The organism is Alkalimonas sp. NCh-2 (genome assembly GCF_039631345.1).
Taxonomy (GTDB): Bacteria; Pseudomonadota; Gammaproteobacteria; order Enterobacterales; family Alteromonadaceae; genus Alkalimonas; species Alkalimonas mucilaginosa.
In genome coordinates this window covers 276,622-295,222 of sequence record NZ_JBDIUV010000004.1, presented here as the reverse complement: position 1 = coordinate 295,222, position 18,601 = coordinate 276,622, and the positions used below count along the sequence as shown (strand labels likewise).

18 protein-coding genes and 4 tRNA genes are annotated in these 18,601 nt (G+C 51.8%); 4 read left to right on the top strand and 18 right to left on the bottom strand.

Features of this window, described 5'->3' with window-relative positions:
• Positions 1-25: 25 nt before the first annotated feature.
• From ABC502_RS12755 to murB, 7 genes are all read right to left on the bottom strand, one after another.
• Positions 26-101 (bottom strand) — tRNA-Thr (locus tag ABC502_RS12755).
• Between the two features lie 13 nt (positions 102-114).
• Positions 115-189, bottom strand: a tRNA-Gly gene (locus ABC502_RS12750).
• A 29-nt stretch (positions 190-218) separates the two neighbouring features.
• Positions 219-303 (bottom strand) — tRNA-Tyr (locus tag ABC502_RS12745).
• Between the two features lie 5 nt (positions 304-308).
• Positions 309-384: transfer RNA gene (locus ABC502_RS12740), tRNA-Thr, on the bottom strand.
• A 130-nt stretch (positions 385-514) separates the two neighbouring features.
• Complete coding sequence (locus ABC502_RS12735; protein ID WP_345916136.1) at positions 515-1,210, bottom strand: type III pantothenate kinase; 696 nt, start codon at positions 1,208-1,210, stop codon at positions 515-517.
• 3 nt (positions 1,211-1,213) lie between these two features.
• Positions 1,214-2,203, bottom strand: a complete 990-nt coding sequence (gene birA, locus ABC502_RS12730; RefSeq protein ID WP_345916135.1) for a bifunctional biotin--[acetyl-CoA-carboxylase] ligase/biotin operon repressor BirA — start codon at positions 2,201-2,203, stop codon at positions 1,214-1,216.
• A complete protein-coding gene (gene murB, locus ABC502_RS12725) occupies positions 2,200-3,222 on the bottom strand; it encodes a UDP-N-acetylmuramate dehydrogenase (protein ID WP_345916134.1) in 1,023 nt (340 codons plus the stop codon). The genes birA and murB overlap by 4 nt, the downstream gene beginning before the upstream one ends.
• 198 nt (positions 3,223-3,420) lie before the next feature.
• Here murB and ABC502_RS12720 point away from each other — a divergent pair, with 198 nt between their 5' ends.
• On the top strand, positions 3,421-4,026 hold the full coding sequence (locus ABC502_RS12720) for a YkgJ family cysteine cluster protein (RefSeq protein WP_345916133.1): 606 nt from the start codon (positions 3,421-3,423) through the stop codon (positions 4,024-4,026).
• A 50-nt stretch (positions 4,027-4,076) separates the two neighbouring features.
• On the opposite strand, the gene ABC502_RS12715 is transcribed toward ABC502_RS12720, so the two are convergent.
• On the bottom strand, positions 4,077-5,069 hold the full coding sequence (locus ABC502_RS12715; protein WP_345916132.1) for a glycosyltransferase: 993 nt from the start codon (positions 5,067-5,069) through the stop codon (positions 4,077-4,079).
• Positions 5,070-5,175: 106 nt separating this feature from the next.
• Here ABC502_RS12715 and ABC502_RS12710 point away from each other — a divergent pair, with 106 nt between their 5' ends.
• Entirely contained in the window at positions 5,176-5,532 is a 357-nt protein-coding gene (locus tag ABC502_RS12710; protein ID WP_330089330.1) for an MGMT family protein, read from the top strand.
• Between the two features lie 50 nt (positions 5,533-5,582).
• Here the strand turns inward: ABC502_RS12710 and ABC502_RS12705 are convergent, their stop codons facing one another.
• The 9 genes from ABC502_RS12705 to ABC502_RS12665 form a co-directional block, all read right to left on the bottom strand.
• Entirely contained in the window at positions 5,583-6,470 is an 888-nt protein-coding gene (locus ABC502_RS12705; RefSeq protein ID WP_345916131.1) for a hypothetical protein, read from the bottom strand.
• A gap of 149 nt (positions 6,471-6,619) precedes the next feature.
• Positions 6,620-7,804 carry an NAD(P)/FAD-dependent oxidoreductase gene (locus ABC502_RS12700; RefSeq protein ID WP_345916130.1) on the bottom strand — a complete coding sequence of 395 codons (1,185 nt, stop codon included), beginning with the start codon at positions 7,802-7,804 and terminating at the stop codon, positions 6,620-6,622.
• On the bottom strand, positions 7,794-9,848 hold the full coding sequence (gene waaA, locus ABC502_RS12695; RefSeq protein ID WP_345916128.1) for a lipid IV(A) 3-deoxy-D-manno-octulosonic acid transferase: 2,055 nt from the start codon (positions 9,846-9,848) through the stop codon (positions 7,794-7,796). Before waaA ends, ABC502_RS12700 begins: the two co-directional genes overlap by 11 nt.
• Positions 9,849-10,003: 155 nt before the next feature.
• Complete coding sequence (locus tag ABC502_RS12690; protein WP_345916127.1) at positions 10,004-10,795, bottom strand: glycosyltransferase family 25 protein; 792 nt, start codon at positions 10,793-10,795, stop codon at positions 10,004-10,006.
• Between the two features lie 7 nt (positions 10,796-10,802).
• The gene (locus ABC502_RS12685) at positions 10,803-11,543 is read right to left on the bottom strand and encodes a glycosyltransferase (protein ID WP_330089335.1); all 741 of its coding nucleotides are present in this window, start codon (positions 11,541-11,543) and stop codon (positions 10,803-10,805) included.
• A gap of 180 nt (positions 11,544-11,723) precedes the next feature.
• Positions 11,724-12,827, bottom strand: a complete 1,104-nt coding sequence (locus ABC502_RS12680; protein WP_330089336.1) for a glycosyltransferase — start codon at positions 12,825-12,827, stop codon at positions 11,724-11,726.
• Between the two features lie 156 nt (positions 12,828-12,983).
• Positions 12,984-13,457 (bottom strand): peroxiredoxin, encoded by a 474-nt coding sequence (locus ABC502_RS12675; protein WP_330089337.1) that lies wholly within the window; start codon positions 13,455-13,457, stop codon positions 12,984-12,986.
• A gap of 70 nt (positions 13,458-13,527) precedes the next feature.
• Positions 13,528-14,283, bottom strand: a complete 756-nt coding sequence (locus ABC502_RS12670; RefSeq protein ID WP_330089338.1) for a class I SAM-dependent methyltransferase — start codon at positions 14,281-14,283, stop codon at positions 13,528-13,530.
• A gap of 69 nt (positions 14,284-14,352) precedes the next feature.
• A complete protein-coding gene (locus ABC502_RS12665; RefSeq protein WP_345916126.1) occupies positions 14,353-14,841 on the bottom strand; it encodes a hypothetical protein in 489 nt (162 codons plus the stop codon).
• Positions 14,842-14,948: 107 nt separating this feature from the next.
• Between ABC502_RS12665 and ABC502_RS12660 the strand changes: the two genes are divergently transcribed.
• Positions 14,949-15,680 (top strand): complement resistance protein TraT, encoded by a 732-nt coding sequence (locus ABC502_RS12660; RefSeq protein ID WP_330089340.1) that lies wholly within the window; start codon positions 14,949-14,951, stop codon positions 15,678-15,680.
• Positions 15,680-16,534 carry a complement resistance protein TraT gene (gene traT, locus ABC502_RS12655; protein ID WP_345916151.1) on the top strand — a complete coding sequence of 285 codons (855 nt, stop codon included), beginning with the start codon at positions 15,680-15,682 and terminating at the stop codon, positions 16,532-16,534. Before ABC502_RS12660 ends, traT begins: the two co-directional genes overlap by 1 nt.
• 18 nt (positions 16,535-16,552) lie before the next feature.
• Here traT and prlC read toward each other — a convergent pair whose 3' ends face one another.
• Positions 16,553-18,601 (bottom strand): oligopeptidase A, encoded by a 2,049-nt coding sequence (gene prlC, locus ABC502_RS12650; protein WP_345916125.1) that lies wholly within the window; start codon positions 18,599-18,601, stop codon positions 16,553-16,555.

The following is an 18,601-nucleotide window of genomic DNA, read 5'->3' as shown; positions in this document are numbered from 1 at the left end:
TAGTTACGAGAGATGAAACAAGAAGTGGTGCTGATACCCAGAATCGAACTGGGGACCTCATCCTTACCAAGGATGCGCTCTACCGCCTGAGCTATATCAGCATCGAAAATTGCTTGGAGCGGGCAGCGGGAATCGAACCCGCATCATCAGCTTGGAAGGCTGAGGTAATAGCCATTATACGATGCCCGCAATCTACTCGTAGCCATGGCTGACGAAAGTGGTGGAGGGGGAAGGATTCGAACCTTCGAAGGCTGAGCCGGCAGATTTACAGTCTGATCCCTTTGACCACTCGGGAACCCCTCCACTAATGGTGCCGCTTATCCGAGTCGAACGGATGACCTACTGATTACAAGTCAGTTGCTCTACCAACTGAGCTAAAGCGGCACAACGTCAGTGGGTGCGAATTCTAGTAGAATGATTTGGCAGGCGCAACAGAAAAAAAGCGAAAAGTGCAATTAAATGCATTGAATGCCCAATTCTTAGCCAAAACCCTGGTTTTCGGCTGTGTTCCCCTTTAACTATCAATAAAACGTCCAAGGCCATAAAATAGCAAATCAGGCTCCAATCGTAACGGGTACTGTTTCAGATACGACGCCAGCAACTGTGCATCACCACCTGTTAGTAACAACTGTTGCATCGGCTGCAACTGCCAGGCTTGGGCAATGGCTCCGAGCACAGCTACCAGACAACCATTCTGCAGGCACGACACCGTATCATCCCCAAGTGCCAAACGGGCCTGATGGGTATCGGCATTAAAAACTTTAGCCGTTTTTTGTACCACACTTTGCTGCTGTAGCTTCAAGCCGGGCAGGATCCAGCCCCCCAGATGCTGACCGGTAGCACTTAGCCAATCCAGAGTCACTGCCGTGCCGGCATCCACTACCAATACATCACTACCAGGCAGCAACCAATTGGCCCCAAGCATACCTAGCCAACGATCAACTCCAAGTAAATGGGGCTGGTTATAGCAATTCTGTACGCCAAAAATCTGGGCTTCACTTTCAATTTGGCGCCAGGGTTTATGCTGTAACTGCAACTGCTTTTTCAATGCCTGCACTTTATCCTGGCCTGCTACCGCCGCATAATACACAGCCTGTACTTTGGATACATCGACCTTATTGTTTTGCAAATCCAATCGCTGCATAGTACCCGCACAACTGGCCAGCATGGCTTTACTGCGCGTATTGCCAATATCAAGCAACAAATACATGATTCAGTTCTCCGCCCGCAAGCTTAGTTCGCCACCGTGAAATAGCTGCTTCTTACCCTGATTCTCTATCACCAGATTACCCTGTGCATCCACACCATGACAAATGCCGCGCACCAGTTGCTGCCCCTGCATTAATTGTACAGCTTGATTAGCAAATAAGTGTCGGCGATTGAACTCAGCCTGAAAAGGCGCAAAACCCTGCAATTCAAAGCGTCTTAGCTGCCCTGCGCAACGGCTTTGCAACCGAGCAACCAGCTGATTGCGATCCAAAGTGCCCAAGACCGAAGTTAGGTCAGCCCATGGTTGATCAATCTGACGCGCTGCCTGGCCGGCTGGCAACTGCACATTGATGCCAATCCCAATCACCAGTTGACAACGGCCATCGCTCTGCCCCGATAACTCAATCAAAATACCAGCCAGCTTTTTACCTGCTAAATAGATATCATTGGGCCACTTCAACTGCGGCGATAGTTGGTAATCTGCTTCCAGCATTTCAGCGACAGCTACCCCTACCACCAAACTAAGACCCATCGCTGCCTGAATGCCCTGCTCCAGTTGCCACGCCATAGAAAATGATAAACTGGCAGCAAAAGGGGAATACCACAGCCGGCCATGCCGCCCCCGACCCGCAGTTTGCGCTTCAGCAACTAACACCAGCCCCTTGGGTAGAACTTCCCCCTGCTGCAATCGTTGCATTAACTGCAAGTTGGTTGAATCGGTGATAGACAACACCTCAATTGGAGCACTGTCATCGCTTTGCCACTGCTGAATAGCTTCACGGTCCAAGAGCTGCAGTGGGGTAGCCAGACGGTAGCCTTTCCCTTTCACGCTAAAAATATCCAAGCCCAGCCGCTGCAACTGCTGCATATGATTAGCAATGGCTGTGCGACTTAACTGCAACTCTTTACCCAGCCAGCTCCCTGAATAGAATTGACCATCGTTTAAATACTGCAGCAGTCGCCGTTGAATTTGCCAGCTACTGTGTTCCGTCATGCCTGAGTTGCTCCAGCCGTTTGTGCCAACATGCCCACCAACTGAACTTCAGGCTCCAGTGCTACACCAAAGCGGGCCTGTACTTGCAATTGAATCGCTGCAATCAACTGCAGTAATTGTGAGGCTGTGCCGGCACCATAATTGACCAGTACCAGTGGTTGGCGGCTATAACAACCAATATCACCAAGCTTCTTCCCTTTGAACCCAGCCTGATCAATCAGCCAGGCGGCTGATAGTTTGCAGTAGCCATCGCTCTGCGTAAAAACAGGCAGTCCCGGATAGCGTATCTTCAGTGCCTGAGCCGCTTGTGCCGGTAGCAGCGGGTTTTTAAAAAAACTACCACAATTAGCCAATTCGTCAGGGTCCGGCAGCTTGGACCTGCGAATGGCCACCACCGCAGCAAACACTTGCTGTAGTGAGCAATCCTCCGCCAATTGATCCAGCCCCTGATAACTTAACACCCGCCGTGGACTTTTGGTCAGCTCCAGGCCTATCGCCACGATCACTCCCTTACCAGCCAGTTGATGCTTAAACACACTATCACGATAAGCAAAAGCGCACTCGTTCACGCTTAATCGCTGCAGTTGCTGGCTATCCCAATGATAAAAATCAACATACTGACAGCGGTCAGCTAACTCAACGCCATAAGCCCCAATATTTTGTACCGGAGCTGCACCAACGGAACCAGGGATCAAGGCTAGATTCTCCAGGCCCCATAACCCCTGCTCCACGCTCCAGCACACCAACTGATGCCAGTTGTGTCCCGCCTCTACATGCAGCAAAACGCGGTCGCCATCCAACTGGTTCAAAGCTTTGGCAGAGGCAACAAAACGACACAGTGGGGGCAGTTCATCACCCACAAAGATGGTATTACTGCCCTCCCCCTGCACCCGTGGCAAGGGCTTTAAGGGCACCTGGCGCAAATCATCCAGGTGCTGGCATTGGTAAACGGTCTCTAACCGGGCTGGCAGACGAAAGGTGGAGTAATCGCGTCCATCCTGCTGTACAAGGATTTCCATGGCTGGCTCAGAAGCTAAATCATTGGGTTATTCTAAACAAAGAGAGCAGGAAACACTACGCAGTTCGTTCAGCGCCATAGCGGATAAAATTCTGTTGCCGGAATTTTATCCGCCGCATACAATAGCAGCGCCAACAATCCGTTGGTTCCCAGAGTATCTACGTTTCTTACTTTATTTGCTTTTTCGTTCGGAGTCTTTATGCAACGACTGCGTGAATTGTCGCGTCGTGTTGAGGCTGTGTATGGCGAAATGGCGGACATCTACGCCGGTTACCAACAAGTGCGCGGTCTTCATTGCCGCAGTGGTTGTGGTGCCTGCTGCCTGCACCCAGAGATCGAAGCCTCGGTGCTGGATATGTTGCCGCTGGCAATGCACCTGTTTGATCAGGGCACGGCCGAATCCACACTGGCACAACTAGAAGCGGCCCCAGCTGGTAACAGCTGCCCGATGTACCAACCTTTATCCTTTGATGGCAAACAGGGGCAGTGCCGTATTTATCAATGGCGTCCGACTTTGTGCCGAACCTTTGGTGCCGCAGGTTATCGGGATAAGCATGGTAAAACGGCTTTATCCACCTGCAAAACCATTAAGCAGGAGCGCAGTAGTGCCTACGCCGAGACCTTGATCGCCATGGAGTTAGATCCGCCTCCGATGCTCAGTCATGCCCGCCAGCAGGTGGACCAACTGGACTACGAGTTAAGCAGAAGCAGCCTGCCAATTGCTGAAGCGATGCAGCTTGCCTTGTATAAAGTACTGTTTCAGGCCTGCTATTCGGAAGTGGCCCATGATCAGCGCATTGCTTAAAAGACGTTCAAGGCCACCTGATGACTAGCCACTTGTGGTAAGCCACTGGCTCAGTTTTTCATGCCAGAGACACAATCGAGTTTATGCTGCCGCCTGTCCAGGCGGTAAAAATGATCTGGAAATGTCAGGTGAAGCTTCTTACGTAACGACAAGCCCGGCTTGAACCAGTGTCTGCGGGCTATACTCTGAAGCTGTCGCCGCATCACTGCCGGCATGGTCTCATCACGGCCTGTATCTTTCCACAACTGGAACAGCAAATAGGCTAATCGCGCCTGAAATAAGCTGCGCCACAACTCAGGCATGTTTTGATAACACTGCCGCCGCTCAAGTGCCAGACTAAACTGGCGAATAGTTTCCACCTGTTCACTGCATACATTCGAGGTGGCATTGCTACCATGCACCCGATAGCCATACAACGGTAACCTCAGGTGATAGAGCGTTTTTGCCTGTTGGTACAAGGCAGGCAACGCCATTAAGTCTTCACAAAAGGCCACACCATGTGGAAAGCAAAAATCCGGGGCCATCGCTTTTCTGTACACTCGCATCCAGGGGTACCAGCGGTTTGCTTTGAACACTGCCGGAGCCATCTGCATACAACTGCGCATCCCATGATGCCGATGCAGATAACGTGGCTTGGCCTCAGAAAGCATGGGCAGTTCAACAAAACGTTTAAAGCCCAACTCAATCAGATCAGGCTGATATTGCCGTATCACCGACAACAGCTGCTCACTGTAACCATCCAGCAGTACATCGTCGGCATCAACAAAGCCAATATAGCTCCCTCTGGCATGCTGGATCCCCAGATTTCTGGCCGCACTGACTCCGGCGTTGGCTTGTTGCAGCAACTGATAGCGCTGCGGTGAAGGAGAAGCAGCCAGATGCTGTTGTGCTACAGCCAGACTGTTGTCCGTCGCTCCATCACAAACCAATACTACCTCCACACCTTCAATCAACTGCCTGGACAAAGAATCCAGCAGTGGCTTAAAGTGCATACCAACATTGTAAAAAGGAATGATAAGAGACAACAGCACATCCGACGACATAGATCACCAGCAAAAGCCTGATTAAAGGCCGCGAAATCTACCAGACCCGGACGAAAAAGGCAAAACCTTAAAACAATTCCTTAACTATAAGTACAAATCATAAAGTATGTTACTAAACAAGACAGTATCACAGAGTTACTACCAACAGATTTGGTACACAGTCCAGCAAATTCCCGCTGGCAAAGTCGCCAGCTATGGTCAAATTGCCGATTTAGCTGGCCTGCCCGGCCGCGCCCGGTTAGTCGGCAAAGCACTTGGCGCTGCGCCCAAAGAACTGGCACTTCCCTGGTACCGAGTACTACGCAGTGATCGCAGCCTGGCTTTTGCTGCAGGCTCAGACACAGCCAAACAACAACGTCAGTTATTGCAACAGGAAGGGGTGCTGCTGAAAAATAACCGGGTGCGCAAAGACGATCTCTGGCAACCGGATCTGATGGACTTGTTGTTTCGCTTAAAGTACTAAATCGCAGGCTGCTCTTCAGATTGACATGGTGTAACCACGCAAGCTGTCCGCTACCAACGGAAACTTCGCTCCACCACTTCACCATCCGCCAAACTCACCTGGCGATAGCTCAGCTGGCCGGTCGTTTTACCGCCGTTGAACTGCCATGCGCTTTTCAAGGTAATGTGTTCATCTTCTGTTCGTGAATCATAGTCCAGACGCCCATGGCAATGGCTAGTCTCCTGAATATAAAAATTGGTACTTTCGGACGTAAGACGAACACTTTCCTCACCGCTTTCTGAGCGCTGATAATCAAAGCGTTCACCACCTTTAGCATCTGAAAAAATAAAGCTAATAGTACCAAGGTCCCCAACTTTGCCTTCAATTCGATACTCTTCCTGCCATGGCCCCTGCTCGGTTGGTCCTGCCTCGATACGCCGCACATAGCTGCCATCATCAACCTTGGTGTTCAATCGTTGATACCGGGCATCCGCAGCTCCGGGCATAGCGGCAGGGGTAATTCTGGTCGCACAACCGCTAACAGCAAATTCATCAGCACTGCAGTAATTTTGCAGCATCAGGCCAGAAAAAGCCGTGGTAAGTTGGGGGCTTGCCATTGCCATGGAAGCACTGCTGGCTACCGACATATCCTCTATTACAGTCAAATCCCCAGCGGCAAATCTGTCGTGCAAAGACTTAACGACAATGGCCATAAAGTCGGCATTGGCTTTTGTCAGTGAGTCGACTGCTGTTAACGTGGCGGGGCCATTGACCGCTTGAGCATGCTGCAGCCCCTGATTCCCCATGACACACAGACTATGGGTACTACTGTTATCCACCGCATTCAAACTGCCTGGAGTGGCAGCTATTAAAGACTGGCTAACAACAGCGGCCATAAAAAAAGCCGGCAAAGTAAGTAGCCGGTGTGAAGCAACTCGGACATCGCGTAACACGAACATCTCACCTCCTCCAAAGTAGCATTGCTACTATAGCGTACATGTAAAAGACACTACCCAAGCCAAGCTTACACTATGGATCAGCACTCGGTAAAACAAATGGCAGTTACAGCAACACTGCAGCAGCGGATAACAAATGCTTAGGTGAACTGTTAACAGTATTGACCGGCGACCCAGCCCGAGCTCCAGGCCCACTGAAAGTTGTAGCCACCGAGCCAGCCGGTGACATCGACCACCTCACCGATAAAGTACAGGCCAGGCTGATGTTTCGCTGCCATGGTTTTCGACGACAGCTCATTGGTATCCACCCCGCCCAGGGTGACTTCGGCGGTGCGGTAGCCTTCGGTGCCATTGGGCTTGAATACATAACGGCTCAGGCTATCGCACAGCCGCTCAATGCTTTTCGGGCTCAGTGCTTTGAGCGGCTGGTTCTGAAACACATTGAGCGCCAGCAGTTTTTCTACCAGACGCTTTGGCATTACACGTGCAAGTGTGGTTTTGAGCTCTTGCGCCGGGTGCTGCTGTTGTTGGCTCTGCAGAAAACCTACCAAGTCCTGCCCAGGGGTCAGATTCACCAGCAGCTCATCGCCTGGCTGCCAGTAACTGGAGATTTGCAAAATGGCCGGGCCACTTAAACCGCGGTGGGTAAATAGCATGTCTTCCGCAAAGAGGGTATGGTTTGCTTCTGCTGTGACCGGCAGCGAAACACCACTGATTTCTTCAAACACTGCTTTATCGCTCGGTTGCCAGGTTAGTGGCACCAGACCAGCCCGCACCGGCAGTACCTTCAAGCCAAATTGCTCAGCCAACTGATAACCAAAGGCGGTAGCACCCAAATTCGGCAGGCTCAGGCCACCACTGGCTACCACCAGGCTCTGGCACTGCAGCTGATGCGTTGCTGTATGAAGTTGATAACCGGCCTCAATGGAGCTAACGGCCGTAATTTGCTGCGATAAAGCAATCTGAACGCCTGCCTGTTCGCACTCCTGCGCCAGCATGGCAACAATGTCTTTGGCGCTGTCATCGCAAAACAACTGCCCCAGGGTTTTCTCGTGGTAAGGAATTTGGTAGCGCTGCACCAAATCAATAAAATCCCACTGGGTGTAGCGGCTTAGCGCCGACTTACAAAAATGTGGGTTGGCCGAAATAAAATTGTCCGGGCTGGCATACATATTGGTGAAATTGCAGCGCCCGCCGCCAGACATCAGAATTTTGCGGCCAATGCGTTTGCCATTATCCAGCACCAGCACACGGCGGCCACGCTTACCTGCTTCGATGGCACAAAACAGCCCGGCGGCACCGGCCCCAACCACAATCACATCCCAATCAAGCTGCACTTGATTGCTCCTGTAGCTGCTGCTGATAACCAGTCTGTAGTTGCTGCCAGTCAGACTCTTGCCAAAAGAAGGGGTTTAGTTTGCCCTTTTCTTTGTTGAAGGATCGCAGCAGGCGATCAAGATTCTGAGTGGTCCATGCCGCCATTGATCGACGCTCACATTTGTCAAAATCAATTAACCAGACTTTCCCTGTGCCATCCAGCAGGATGTTCCGGCAGTTTAGATCAGAGTGATACACCCCCAATTGATGCATCTGGGCTATTGCAGCACCCACCGCCTGCCACTCAGACCCGCTTAAAGCCCGCTGTTGCAAAATCGCAGCAAGATCCTTGCTGTCAGGGATCAGTTCAATCAGTAAGTCTGCCCGATAAATCAGGCCACTGCGCTGATAAGAAGCCGCTACTGGCCTGGGTACAGCCAACCCTTGTTGCCGCATCCAACTTAGCAGTTGATATTCCTGCATGGCACGACTGGTCTGTACCGGCTGCATCAGGAACTGATCATGCAGTACTTTTCCCACCAAGCCACCACGATAATAGTGCCGCAGAACCAAGTTGTGCTGCTGATGCCGGACAAAATAGGCGGTATTACGACCAGCGGAGCTGCCAATCACAGCCTGCTGCTGTTGCCACCAATGGCTTTGAAAGTGTTCTGCGGATATATCCTGGAAAAAGGCCGGCTCAAACCAGTAGATGGCATTGCCCTGTTGCTTGACCTGATAGTCCTGCTCCTGTTGCATGGATGATTGCATCATAGTTCCCATCACCAGTGTGTCTATTGCCCGCACGGTGCGACTCATCGCCCCCTGCTGTTGCAAGAAAAAAGTATGGCCACGCTTTCCTTGCGCCTGCCGTCCGGCTGTATCCGTAAGCAACCGGCGGGTACTCTCTGCCAGTTCATTGCTGTCGGCTACCAGGGTCACCGCCTGCTGCTGCTGCAGCTGCCGGTACACATCGTTAAAATTAAAAAACCAGGGGCCACTCTGCACCGCCTTGCCAAAGCAAATGGCTTCCAACGGGTTATGACCACCGCGTTTAATCAAACTTCCGCCAATAAAAACTAAGTCTGCCAGTTGATACCAGGCCAACAATTCCCCCATCGAATCACCCAGGACAATATCACTTTTTAAAACCGGCACGGGGGTCGAGGTATCAGACAAGGCAATGCTGCTGCGCCGCCATAAACTAAGGCCTGCTTGTGCTACCAAGCCCGCCACCTGCTCAAAGCGCTCTGGATGGCGCGGTACCAGCAGCAGTAAAAGTTCAGGGAATTGTTGCTTTAACCGGGGATACATTGCCAGCAGTTGCTCATCTTCGCCAGCATGGGTGCTGGCTGCGACCCAAACTATCCGGCCGGCAAAAGCCGGTTTAAAGCGAGCAAGCAGGTCACCGGTAGTAGCAGGCACTGCCAGCTCAAACTTCAGATTACCTGTAACCTGTAAATCTCCCTGATACCCTAAAGCCCGAAACCGTCTGGCACTGGCACGATCCTGAGCCAGCAGCAGCTTGATATGCTGCAATAAAGGCCGTGTAAATGCAGCGAAACGGCGATAGCCTCTGGCAGAGCGTGCCGATAAACGGGCATTTACCACCACCACAGGAATAGCCCGCCTGGCACAGCTCTGCAACAAATTAGGCCATAACTCCGTCTCCAGAATAACCAGCAGTTCAGGTTGCAGTGCCTTTAAGAAGCGCCGGACAGCACCAGGGTAATCTAACGGCAAATAACAATGCTGCACACCTGAGCCTAGGCGGCTTTGAATTGTGGCAGAGCCGGTGGGCGTAGTGCAGGTAACCGTAATAGGTTTATCAGGATACTGCTGCTGCAACTGGTGAATCATGGGGATGGCGGCTATCACCTCGCCCACCGATACTGCATGCACCACGATGCCACCAGAGCGTTGCAGCTGCCGGGCCAGCCCAAAGCCAAAGCGCTCCGCCAATCGCTGCCGATATGCCGGGTCCTTGCGTGACCGCCACCAGAAATAGAGCAGCAACAGTGGTAGCAATACATAGAGTGACAGTGAGTAAAGGTGCCTTAACAACAAGAGTCCCTTTTCATTCGCCGATGCTGCCTTACCTGCAGCACCCGGGCTTTAGCCAAATTGATCATGAGTATACCATGCCCTGATAAGCCCATTGGACGCCTGCGTGCAAGCCCCAGCCGCACAAGGTAAAGCCCAACAACCCTGACTACCGCTTATTTGGACAAATGAGTACGGCCAGTAGGATTCGGCCACTTGCGGGCAGTAAAAGCCTTAACTACCCCATACAGCTTGATATTATTCCAGACATTGCACAACAGAAAGCGTAGCCGTTGCCAATAGAAAATCCGGCGATTAACCACTTCCGTGCTTTTAGTATTGATATTGCTTTCAAAAGACAAATCAGGTTTAAAAATCAATGGCCACATCGCTTCAGCCCGGATCCCAAGCTCCCAGGTATGTTGCAAAGCAACATCCACCGGCCGGTAAAAAGGCACTGCAGCGGCCAACAATTGCCTGGCACCATCTGCACTTACCAACTGAGCAACCGTCGATACCGGGTTTTTGGCAAAAAATACCCGCTTAAATTGCCCAGCAGACTCAGCGGCTATAATTTTTTGCTGCTTATTCGGCATCGCCAGCTTCAACAACTGCCAACCGGCTGGCAGCTTAGCCACATCCTGCAATAAGGCGGCTAGATCACCATTGACAAGGAAATCATCTTCTAAGATCAGTGCAAAATCCAGTTGTTGCTCGACAATCCGCTGCCAACAGCGGATATGGCTGATAAAGCAGCCTTTTTCACCAGCTTTCAGTAGTTTATGGTAGCGCTGCTGATTAAGGCTTAACGAATAATAGTGATCGATCTCAGCCTCAGTCATCACACGCCCATCGGCAGCACTCACCCGCTCAATTGGTAAATCTGGCCACTTTGCCAATTGAGCAAGCGCACTCTGGTACCGCTCGACCGAGCGGTCCAGATTAATAATAAAGATTTTAAAGGTCATAGCCGCCTTACTGCCACATATCCTTCACCCAGGTTACGGGCAATACCCGGCGATACCATTTACCACTGATACCGGCAATAGCATCCGGTGGATTGGGCTTGCCATGAAAAGCGACTATTTTAGCACCGGCAGGAATAGTCGCTGGTTTAAACCAGTTCATAATACCTTTGGGCAGGCAGTGCCGTTTAAAGCTAACACACCAGCCTTCCGGCCAGTACTGCAACTTGCCTTGGGCTGACAGGTTTTGGGTAACGAACTCCTGTTCATTACGTACCTTGGCCAACTCACGCTCTTTATGATTTTTCAGTAATTCAATCAAATCACTGTGGGCCCCAATCTGGTAGCGATACACGGACGTATTGCCAGTGTCGTCCGATTTATCCCATTCTTTGATCACGAAGAACTCACCTGCCGGCTCAAAGAAACAGTCGATATTATCGACAATAACCACGTCCAGATCGATAAACAGAGTCGGGCCAGTCAAATCATACAAGGGATCGGCAAAGCTGGTCACTTTCAACCAACCATGGCCGAACGACCAGGGGGCACGCTCATCAAAATCTTTAAAACCCACCGCAGGGATCGGCTTCACTTCAATATGGCTATCAATCCCAACAGTATCGTCTGTTAGACAAACAAAGCGAAAGGGCAAGGTCAAATTACGGCTGACCATTGAATGCAGCTTATTGACGTACTCGGGGCCGTATTTTTTGCCCCACTTGATACACAGAATATTGACCGTTTGCATAAGGTCCCCATCGTTAGAATAAATAAGCCGGCGGCAAGTATATCCCATCTGCTAAACATATGAAAAGCAAGCCCCCATTGCCGGCGCAATGCGGACGGGTGCTATCACTTTGTGTATTTAGCATGAAACAGTCAAGCTGCCGCGGTTCTAAGCACGTGAAACTGCATAGCTATTAACAGCCTATGTCGCTTTATTGATCAAAGCCAAATAGGCATTGGCACTGTGCACATGCGAAAACAACTCTGCATCTGGCCACTGAAAAGCTTGAGGCGGCTGCTGTAAAAGCTGTGCCAACTTGCGCGCCAAATCATCTGCACTTCCGGTCTCAGCCAACCATTCAGGCCGCCAGTGCCCTAATACCTCTTTGGCGCCATGCGGGTAATCGTTGGCGATAAATGGCGTCCCTATCAATAAAGACTCAACCATCACATTGCCAAGGCCTTCATAATCGGATGACAACACCACACAGCGGGCATGTTTCATAAATCGATACGGATTAGCCTGAAACCCAGCCACAATGACTCGATCCTCCAGGCCATACCGCTTGATCAACTTGGTGAGCTTGCTGCTCTGTTTGGTCAGCAAAACCAACACCTCAGGGCCTGTTAATTGAGCGAACGCTTCAAACAGCCGATCATGCCGTTTGGCCCGGCCAAAACGCCCTACGTGCAGCAGATAGGGACGATCCGGGTAAGGGTTGCCACCTTCTTGACTCCCGGCAATAATTTCTTCCGCATCAAACGGATTGTAAATCACCTGACAACTTTTCACCGGCAACCATGGCAGCGTGAACTCAGACGCAGAGCCTTTGGATACACAGATAACATCTTTGTTTTTTAAGGCTTTTAAACGTTGTTTCATTTTAAAGTACTTAAAAGGTCCCCGCTCTTTTGCGCATAACAACTCCTGTTGTATAGAGTTGTGATGCACATAGAAAACCGGGCAATGAAAGTTCGCTGCAGCAACAATGACGTTTGTTACCTCCAAGTGGGAGAAGATCACATCAAAAGCACCCTGCTCTTGCTCCAACCGGGCAACTTCCTGTTGCAGCAACTGAATCACTTTGCCGCGCTTAAAAAAACTATCCAAGGATTTGCTGTTGGCAATAGGCAGCATAGTTACCATCTCAGGATCTACATCCTGGTAGTCATTTTTCTGGCTTAATGAAATTAAGTGAGCAGAGGTATCTGGGACTGCATTGAAGGCTTTTAACATCCGCAGCACAGCCATTTCTGCCCCGCCACCATTGAGCGAAGTGATGACAAGTAGAATTCGTTTAGACATGGTTAACGCTTACCTGAGAAGTTGTTTTATTTAAATGTGTGGGCATGCGCATAATATGAACACGCATGCTCCATAGTGCTTTTACCAGACGATTGCGGCTCCAGCAGCCATTACTGGCTGGGAGCCTCCCTTGTGAACCAGTGCAGCAAGGCAGTATCAGAGCAAAGCTAAAATGGTTTCCGCTTTACTGACCTCAAATGACTTGGGTGGCTCTACATGAAGCAGGGTCACTTTGCCATCATCCACAACCATGGCATATCGCTGGGAACGCAGGCCGCCAAAATCGCCGGTATCCATCGTCAGGCCGGTAGCTTTATGAAAAGCTCCGCCGCCATCCGCCAGAAAGGTGATTTCTTCGGCATTTTGCGTCTCGGCCCAGGCTGCCATCACAAACGCATCATTCATCGAGGTACAAACAATACTGTCGACCCCTTTGGCTTTGATTTCATCAGCCAGCGCAATGTACCCTGGCAGGTGGGCTTCGGAGCAGGTTGGTGTAAAAGCGCCGGGGACGGCAAAAAGTACCACTTTCTTGCCTTTAAAAATATCCGAGGTACTTGGGTTCTTCATGCCATCGCTGGTGAGTTGCGAAAAACTGACTTCGGGTAAGGTATCGCCTGTTTTGATCATGGTTAATTCCTATAGAAGCTAATGAGGTTGAATGAGTGTAGCTGCAAAAACCGGCTTTGGCAGCAAAGCTTTAGAAGGCAGCTTTGACATAAACATCAAAACGGTTGTTCTTGCCTTTAACCTCGTGGCTGGCTTTAGCGCCAGCCAGAGTCGGTGCATAAGCCGGGCGCTTGACCACCACCCGCTTGCTTGCCAGTGCCAGTGCCGCGGGCAATAGAGCATCAGCATCCGGGTCTTCTCCTACCACCTGATGAAAAGCCCGCATTTCTTTTTTGACCAAGGCCGATTTTTGCCGTTCCGGAAACATCGGATCCAGATACACCACCTCGACCACACCCAACTCGCTAAGTGCCTGCTGCGCAGGTGCAAAATGCAGCTGCATCCGCTCTGGTAGCCAATCCGATAACTCCGGATGCTCACCAGCCCGGCGCAATCCATCGGCCAGTAAAGCAGCCACCATCGCATTGCGCTCAACCAAGGTCACTCTGGCGCCCAGGCTGGCCAGTACAAAAGCATCCCGACCAAGACCAGCCGTTGCATCCAGTACGCTCAGATCGCGCTTTTTATTCAGACCAACCGCCCTGGCAATGGCTTCGCCCATACCACCGCCATGCTGACGACGATAGCTGGCACTGCCACTGGCAAAATCCACCAGAATATCACTTTGCTTGGGTAAGTCAGTATGACGTAGCACCAACGCCTGTTGCTGCCAAGCCAAATGCCAATCGTTGGCTTGTTCCGTCAGGGGCAGGCCAAAGCGTTGGCTTAACGCCTCAAGGTGCGTTTGCTCAGCAGCTGTCAAAGCGCTGGTTGGCAACAAAATCATCTTAGCCCCTGCTCTACAAAAGCGCACAGTGTAACCCGCTGTAAGCCTTTGTACCAGAGACCTGCCACCTTACATAACGTCTTGCTTATCTGGGCCGGTTAATCTGCACTGGCCATCCACCAGGCTGACTGCTGGCTCAGGCACTATGGCACAATCCGACATCCGCCCCAACCGCATATTTTCAGCTTCAGCCGCCTTGTTGTAACTAGCGATCCTTTGCTGCAACACAGTCTCATTCACCCCTTTGGTGGAATAAGCAATGTACTCGGCCGGACCACCGCAAGGTTTATGGCCAAAGCCAATCACACGACACTGCTGTACATTATCGGCTTCCGCATTACCGATCATGGCAAAAATATCAGTTCGCATCTTCTGTAAATCAGGATATTCCTGCATTTGTCGCTCCCGCTCTTTCACAGCTGCTATAGGATTGGTTACCGGATCAATCGGCTCAATCAATGGCTCAGGAGCCAACCGCTCCCCCCCAGCCTGTCCCTGCTGACAAGCACCCAGCAAGGCCACAGCAACAGCCGCCATTAGCCAATGATGTGTTCGCATTCAAATCTCCTGTTGATTTCTTGCTCTTTCTACTAAAATTAAGGCCCCGTTAAGCTTAGCAGATTAAGCTTGCAGTTGTTGAGCTTAAGTTACTACAGGACACCACAATGAAACATGCTCTATGGCTGATCACCGTTATTGTCAGCTTGTCGCTGAGTGGCTGCGGCGCCATTCATACTTCGGTTGCCAAGCGCAATCTGGATGTGCAAACTCAGATGAGCTCTACCATCTTTCTCGATCCGGTCGAACCGGAGCAGCGCACCATTTTTGTGGATATCCGCAATACTTCCGACAAACCAGAATTTGATATTCGCCCCATGGTGATCCAATCGCTACAGCAGCGGGGTTATCGGGTCATTGATAGCCCATCACAGGCGACCTATTGGCTGCAGGCCAATGTACTGCAAGTTGGCCGTACCAATGCCAGGGCCGCCAACAGTGCAATGAATGCGGGGTATGGCGCTGCCGGCGGTGCTGTACTTGGCCATACCGTGCACAGAGCAACCGGTGGCTCCTCCGGCAGTGCTGCAACTGGTGCAGCCATTGCCGGTGCGGTAGCAGGTACGGTATTTGATGCACTGATTGAGGATGTTTATTACAGCGTGATTACCGACATTCAAATTATGGAGCGTTTTGATGGCACTGTGCGTGAGCGCTCAGAGCATGTGTTGGTGCAGGGCGATAGCGGCAGCACCACCTCCAGCTACCAGCGCCAAAGTGACCAACGCCGTTATCAAAGCAGAGTCATCAGCTATGCCAATCAATCCAATCTAAAATGGGAAGATGCGGCGCCTGATCTGCAAATGGGTCTGGTACGAGCGTTAGCAGGCTTGTTTTGATGCAGCAAGCGGGTATTCGTTTCTGCCTGTTGCTGCTGTTAGTTCAATTGGCAGGCTGCACAGCCATTCACCGCTCCATTGCTAAGGGCGAGCTGGATGTACAAACCCGGATGAGCCAAACCATCTATCTTGATCCGGTCGAGCCGGAGTTACGCACCGTCTTTCTGGATTTTCGCAGCACCGCCGCTGAATTCCAGCAACCACTGGATCGGGCCGTAATCGAATTTCTGCAGCAGCGTGGCTATCAGGTCACGAATAGCCCATCTTTGGCACAGTACTGGCTGCAGGTGAATGTGCGTACCGTACTTAAACAAGCACCTGAGAAAGTACTGGCTCAGGCTGAGTTTGGTATGAGCGAGGCCGAAATTGCTCAACTGATGAATCCGGCGCTGCTGGCTTTGCCGGTGTTATTACCGGAAGACGCTACTGAAGAGCCTGTCCATACCCGCGGCTCCAGCCGTTCATCTGGCGGTGGTGTTTATGTTGGGTATGCGGATGGAGTGGATGTGAGTAGTCGGGACCTGCGTAATGCAGCCATCGCACTGGCCATTATTGCCGGGACTGAATACGCTGGCCGTCAATTGGTCAAAGATGTCTACTACACCATGGTGACTGACTTGCAGGTGGCAGAGCGTATTGCCGCCGACAGCGATGAACTGGTGCTGGAGTACAGCCAGCATCTATTGTTGCAAGGCGATAGCGGCAGCACGGATACCCTGTGGGAGCGGGCAACGGATCGTCGCAAATACCAGGCCCGGGTGATCAGCTTCGCCAATCAGGCCAACTTGAAATGGGAAGATGCTGAACCAGGCCTGCAGTCAGGCCTGATCCGTTCTTTGGCCGGTATTTTCTAAACCGCCAGCCCTATTCCCTTAGCTTGCAATCCCCATATGCCGCAACAAAGCTTCATTGGATGGCTCCCGTCCGCGGAAGCCTTTAAACAACTCCATCGGCTCAGCGCTGCCACCACGCTCTAAAATCCATTGCAGGAAGTCACGCCCGGTTTGCGGATTAAAGACCCCTTCTTCTTCAAAGCGGCCAAAGGCATCGGAGGACAGCACCTCAGCCCACAGATAGCTGTAGTAACCAGCGGCATAGCCACCGGCAAAGATATGGCTAAAACCATGCTGAAAGCGATTAAAGCGTGGCGGAATAATTACCGACACCTGCTGCCGCACTTCATCGAGCAAGGCCTGTACCCGGCCACCCAGCTCTGGCTGGTACTCGGCGTGCAGCCTGAAATCGAACAGCGCAAATTCCAACTGACGCACCAAAAACATGGCCGACTGAAAGTTTTTCGCCGCCAGCATTTTATCCAGCAAGTCCTGCGGCAAGGCTTCGCCAGTTTGGTAATGGCCCGAGATCAGCTGCAAGGCTTCCGGCTGCCAGCACCAGTTTTCCAGAAACTGGCTCGGTAGCTCGACCGCATCCCAGGCCACGCCATTGATACCTGCCACCGCAGCCGCATCCACCTGCGTCAGCATATGATGCAAACCGTGGCCAAACTCATGGAACAAGGTCACCACTTCATCGTGGGTGAAGAGCGCTGGCTTGCCGCCAACCGGCTTGTTGAAGTTGCAGGTTAAATAGGCCACAGGGTTTTGCAACTCGCCAGTAGACAGGATACGCCGGCCGCGGCAGTCGTCCATCCAGGCTCCACCGCGCTTTTTCGATCGGGCGTATAAATCGAGGTAAAAGCTGCCACGCAGCGCACCTGAGCTGTCAAAAATATCGTAAAAGCGCACATCCGGATGCCAGACATCGACGCCCTCACGCTCGCGCACCGTCATGCCAAACAGCTTTTCAATCACGGCAAATAAACCCGGCACCACCTTGGTTTCCGGGAAATAAGGCCGCAGCTGCTCGTCGGAAATGGCATAACGGGCTTGCTTCAGTTTTTCCGCGTAATAAGCCACATCCCAGGCTTGCAAATCGCTGTGCTGGTACTCGCTTTGGGCAAAGGCTTTCAGCTCAGCCAGCTCTTTTTCGGCCTGCGGCTTAGCGCGGCGCGCTAGGTCCTGCAAGAAGTCCAGCACCTGGGCCGGGGACTCGGCCATCTTGGTGGCCAGCGACTCTTCGGCGGCATTGGCAAAATCCAGTAGCTGCGCCAATTCATGCTTTAACGCCAGGGTTTCTTCGATAATGGCGCTGTTGTCAAACTGGCCGGCATGTGGTCCCTGATCGGACGCCCGGGTGCAATAGGCCTGATAGACTTCTTCACGCAAACTGCGGTCATCGGCATAGGTCATCACCGGCAAATAACTTGGGAACTCCAGCGTCAGTACCCAGCCATCCAGCTCGCGGTTTTTGGCCTCCTCGGCTGCGGCTGCCTTGGCATCATCCGGCAAACCGGCCAATTGCGATTCATCGGTCAGGTGCTTGTGCCAGGCCTGGGTGGCGTCCAGGGTATGGTTAGAGAATGTGGACGACAACTCCGACAGACGGCTTTGGATCTCGCCATAACGCTGTTTTTTCTCGGACGGCAAACCAATGCCGGATAATTTGAAATCACGCAGCGCGTTTGCAATGACTTTTTGCTGCGCGGTACTTAAGCTGGCAAAATCCGCACTATCAGCCAGTTGACGATAGGCCTGATACAGACCTTCGTGCTGTCCCAGCCAGGTGCTGAACTCCGACAGCAGTGGCAAACAGCTTTCATAGGCCTCGCGCAGCTCTTGGCTATTGAGCACCGAGTTCAGATGCGAGACCGGTGACCACAGCTTGCCCAGCCGGTCACTGCCCTCTTCCAGCGCCACCACCAGATTCTCCCAGCTAAAACTGCTTTGCTGCAGCACCTGCTCCACGCTGTCACGGGCTTTGGCGATGGCCGTTTCCACGGCAGGCTTTACCTGCTCTGGCTTAATGGCAGAAAAAGGCGGTAAATCGGTAAATTCCAGCAAGGGGTTGTGCGCTGTGGTCAT

Excerpts from the sequence above, each read along its gene's own strand:
- ABC502_RS12735 (WP_345916136.1), bottom strand. The coding sequence starts at position 1,210 with ATGTATTTGTTGCTTGATATTGGCAATACGCGCAGTAAAGCCATGCTG.
- birA (WP_345916135.1), bottom strand. The coding sequence starts at position 2,203 with ATGACGGAACACAGTAGCTGGCAAATTCAACGGCGACTGCTGCAGTAT.
- murB (WP_345916134.1), bottom strand. The coding sequence starts at position 3,222 with ATGGAAATCCTTGTACAGCAGGATGGACGCGATTACTCCACCTTTCGT.
- ABC502_RS12720 (WP_345916133.1), top strand. The coding sequence starts at position 3,421 with ATGCAACGACTGCGTGAATTGTCGCGTCGTGTTGAGGCTGTGTATGGC.
- ABC502_RS12715 (WP_345916132.1), bottom strand. The coding sequence starts at position 5,069 with ATGTCGTCGGATGTGCTGTTGTCTCTTATCATTCCTTTTTACAATGTT.
- ABC502_RS12710 (WP_330089330.1), top strand. The coding sequence starts at position 5,176 with ATGTTACTAAACAAGACAGTATCACAGAGTTACTACCAACAGATTTGG.
- ABC502_RS12705 (WP_345916131.1), bottom strand. The coding sequence starts at position 6,470 with ATGTTCGTGTTACGCGATGTCCGAGTTGCTTCACACCGGCTACTTACT.
- ABC502_RS12690 (WP_345916127.1), bottom strand. The coding sequence starts at position 10,795 with ATGACCTTTAAAATCTTTATTATTAATCTGGACCGCTCGGTCGAGCGG.
- ABC502_RS12685 (WP_330089335.1), bottom strand. The coding sequence starts at position 11,543 with ATGCAAACGGTCAATATTCTGTGTATCAAGTGGGGCAAAAAATACGGC.
- ABC502_RS12680 (WP_330089336.1), bottom strand. The coding sequence starts at position 12,827 with ATGTCTAAACGAATTCTACTTGTCATCACTTCGCTCAATGGTGGCGGG.
- ABC502_RS12675 (WP_330089337.1), bottom strand. The coding sequence starts at position 13,457 with ATGATCAAAACAGGCGATACCTTACCCGAAGTCAGTTTTTCGCAACTC.
- ABC502_RS12670 (WP_330089338.1), bottom strand. The coding sequence starts at position 14,283 with ATGATTTTGTTGCCAACCAGCGCTTTGACAGCTGCTGAGCAAACGCAC.
- ABC502_RS12665 (WP_345916126.1), bottom strand. The coding sequence starts at position 14,841 with ATGCGAACACATCATTGGCTAATGGCGGCTGTTGCTGTGGCCTTGCTG.
- ABC502_RS12660 (WP_330089340.1), top strand. The coding sequence starts at position 14,949 with ATGAAACATGCTCTATGGCTGATCACCGTTATTGTCAGCTTGTCGCTG.
- traT (WP_345916151.1), top strand. The coding sequence starts at position 15,680 with ATGCAGCAAGCGGGTATTCGTTTCTGCCTGTTGCTGCTGTTAGTTCAA.
- prlC (WP_345916125.1), bottom strand. The coding sequence starts at position 18,601 with ATGACCACAGCGCACAACCCCTTGCTGGAATTTACCGATTTACCGCCT.